Here is a 3,054-nt window from a genome sequence, read left to right on the forward strand (position 1 = left end):
GGTACCTCACCCCACTCGAAACCCGAGCCAGGCTGCAGCAAGACTTCACCCCCGCAGCGTAAGCATCCGCTGTCCAAGATCAGGGGGGAACTTCAATGACAGCTAATCCCGGCGTCCACGCAGGTCACAGGGGCAGCTACAGTGAGCCGCCGCACGTGACAGACTTAGCTCGTCACTTCCAGAAGTACTGATCGCATCCCGTGGTCGGCCGTAATCGACGCGGTCAATCCCACCAGAAGTACCATCCCGTGTTGCCGATGAGCCGTTGGGCGTACGTGGAGAACACCACATCGGGATTCTGGTCGATGTTGTCCGGGCACAGCAGGTAGTGCTCCAGCGCCAGCAGTTGGGCTTGTTCCATGCTCGTGGGCGGGGCGGCCACCGAGACGTACAGACTGGCGCCTGCCATACCGACCACGCGCGTCCCGAAGCGGTCCTCCCACGACCTCAGGACAGCCGAGAGCTCCCGGGAGCCCGTGTGATTGGTCATGCCGAGCCAGCCGATCGCGGCGGGTATGTCGGCGCTGCACCCGACCGGCACGAGTGCAACGTAGTGGGCTATATCGCAATCTGCGAGCGACAGTGCCACTGCCGCTGCGTGCTGGTCTGAGTCCTCACCCTCGGCAGAAGCGGGCGCCAGCCCTGGCCACTTCTCGAAGGTAGGCCCGGGATCCTCCGGCCACGGTGCGACGCCCTCCGGCACCGCCAGTTCGGCATCCTCAGCCGCCCACTTCGCACGCTTGCGCTGGAAGTGCTGCCACTCCTCCTGTAGATACTGGGTCACGTCGACTTCAGAAGGTTCAAGCGGCTGCAGGAAGTCGTCTGGGTAGCCGAGTAGCACGGGATACAAGTGCGTTTCCTGACGGCTGATGTGGAGGCGTTGCCACCAGGCGCCGGCGTCCTGGAGCGGCTCACTACTGATCCACATCACGGGGGCGGGTGCGGAGCCATACGCCTGCATCTGTTCGGAGGGCCCCAAGAGACGGCCCGGCGGCAGGTCGGCGGGTAGGTCGCGGAAGGCTTCGATGGAACTCTCAGTCATACGCAGAGCTTATGGGCAGCCTCGGGCAAGCAACGAAGCCCGAATCCCACCCGGGTCGTACGTGCCATAACGGGCGGGACTCACGGGGAACCCGCGGGGTGCGCCAGCGAATGGGGCCGCGTGCCATTGCCGTGCCACATCTGGCGGGGAATCAGGGCGAACCGTGGTCAACCACGGCCGGAGCCATGAACGCCGTACAGATGCTGGATGTGCAGGCCAGCGGGCGAACCACCGATCTCCAGGCGACCTCGCTCCTAAAGCGGTACTCATCTCGGCGCAACGGCACGGAGCCAACCCGCGAGCGCGGAGAAGTCGGCGTCTACGAGGCCCATGTTTGGGTCGACACGATGAAGCAGCGATGGCCCAGCATGTTGGGCAGCGACCCAGAGGCGGTCCATGGCGCTGATCTCGTCGTCGACCCAGATGAACGGCCGGCGGTTGGCCCACTCGACAAGGTGGCAGGTCTTCCAGTGAAGGCCGCGCGGGCTGTCGTCGGCGCTGACGTCCGGCCACTCCACGACGGGCAGCCTTGGCAGCCCGATGCGTGGGGCGACGGCCACGTTTGCATCCTCCATCCACGTCGAAGCCCACACGAGCTGGCAGCCCAGGGCCATGAGACGCGGCCCAAGGCCGGGGTTAAGCCGCCCAAGCAGCGGATTCCCCTGGTCGAAGGACGTCCGGGAGTCGAAAGCAGGAGCTTGTAGGCGACTGGATGACAACCCGAACGGGATGAGTGGGCCGTCCACGTCGAGGAAAAGGATGGGGCGCTCCGCTGCGCTTGTCACGGCGGCACAATAGCCCGGCGTGGCGGGGGAGTGACACTCTCTGCCCTGGGCCGTCTCTGGGCCGTCCCAGAGTGGCAGACGACGACAGATGACGACAGTCGACGACGGCTCTTCCCCTGCTCAGAGGCAGTGCTTCGAGTTCCCACGCAGGTGCTCATCCGTGAAGATGAGTTGAGGAACTCCAGAGGTTTCTGGGTACGCGAGAGCCTTTGGCCACCTGGACGACATGAACCACGCCCGCTCCACGGTGTGTGGGTCGACAGCAGACGGGATGGAAGTGGTTCGGTTCCTCCTTCTCAGCGCAGTTGCTCGGCCAGTCCGACGATGATGCCCTCCGGGCCGCGGAGGTAGCAGAGCAGATAGCTGTCCTCGAACCGGGCGATCTCGCCGACGAGTTCGGCGCCGTGAGGGCGCAGGCGGGCAACGGTGTCCTCGATGTCGTCGACGGCGAACATGACGCGGTGCGTGCCCAGAATGTTGTGCGGCCGGTTGCGCGGCCCGGCGCTGATCACCGCGGGACTGCGGTACTTCGCCAGCTCGAGCCGGCTGTGACCGTCCGGGGTCCGGACCATCGCGATGTCACAGCGGACGCCATCGAGTCCGGTGCACTGGTCGGCGAAGAGGCCCTCGACCATGGAGGACGCCCGAATATCGTTCTTGCCCCCTATGGCTTCGGCAGAGGGCGACGGAGGACCGATATCGAAGCTCGGGCGACTGTCGCAGATCTCGGGCCCAGCGGGGCCGATGTGAGTGCGCTCGGTGAGCAGTTGCGGCAGTGCGCAGGATGGAGGATCGCGAGCGGGTTGGGAACCAGGCCAGCGGGATGCCGCCGTCCTGTCCGACTCGCGATGTTCGGCTTACTGCTCGTGAAGGGCGCTGCGTTTCCTTGCCAAGGAAGGCCCGGGTGCCGACGGAAGATGGACAGGGGGAAGCAGAAAGGAATCTTCCATGTCTCACCCTTCCACCGTCGCTGTTCTCGGAGCAGGCGCACTCGGGGCCGCGATGGCGATGCGGCTCGGAGACAGTGGCCACGAGGTTCGGCTGTGGAATCGTACGGAGGAGAAGGCCCGTGCGGTGGGGGAGCACGCTACCGGGGTCACGGCAGTGAGCGCGGTGGGTGATGCGGTCTCCGCGGTAGCTGTCAATCCGGATGAGACGTCAGGCTGCTTGTGCGGCCTGTGATGACGCGGTGTCGGGTGCGGCTTCGGTGGCGGGTGGATTGATCCA

At 65.5% G+C, this 3,054-nt stretch carries 3 protein-coding genes and 1 pseudogene; 1 reads left to right on the top strand and 3 read right to left on the bottom strand.

Annotation, left to right across the window (positions count from 1 at the left end):
• Positions 1-223: 223 nt before the first annotated feature.
• The 3 genes and pseudogenes from ACZ3TS_RS42655 to ACZ3TS_RS42665 all read right to left on the bottom strand — a co-directional run.
• Positions 224-1,042 carry a DUF4253 domain-containing protein gene (locus ACZ3TS_RS42655; protein ID WP_467628556.1) on the bottom strand — a complete coding sequence of 273 codons (819 nt, stop codon included), beginning with the start codon at positions 1,040-1,042 and terminating at the stop codon, positions 224-226.
• Positions 1,043-1,308: 266 nt separating this feature from the next.
• The gene (locus ACZ3TS_RS42660) at positions 1,309-1,827 is read right to left on the bottom strand and encodes an HAD domain-containing protein (protein WP_467628559.1); all 519 of its coding nucleotides are present in this window, start codon (positions 1,825-1,827) and stop codon (positions 1,309-1,311) included.
• Positions 1,828-2,123: 296 nt separating this feature from the next.
• Positions 2,124-2,462 (bottom strand): annotated as a pseudogene (locus ACZ3TS_RS42665) (VOC family protein); the annotation flags it as partial.
• A gap of 241 nt (positions 2,463-2,703) precedes the next feature.
• Here ACZ3TS_RS42665 and ACZ3TS_RS42670 point away from each other — a divergent pair.
• On the top strand, positions 2,704-3,009 hold the full coding sequence (locus ACZ3TS_RS42670) for an NAD(P)-binding domain-containing protein (RefSeq protein WP_467628562.1): 306 nt from the start codon (positions 2,704-2,706) through the stop codon (positions 3,007-3,009).
• Positions 3,010-3,054: the final 45 nt, after the last annotated feature.

The sequence above is a fragment of the Streptomyces sp. NPDC022910 genome (assembly GCF_055561075.1).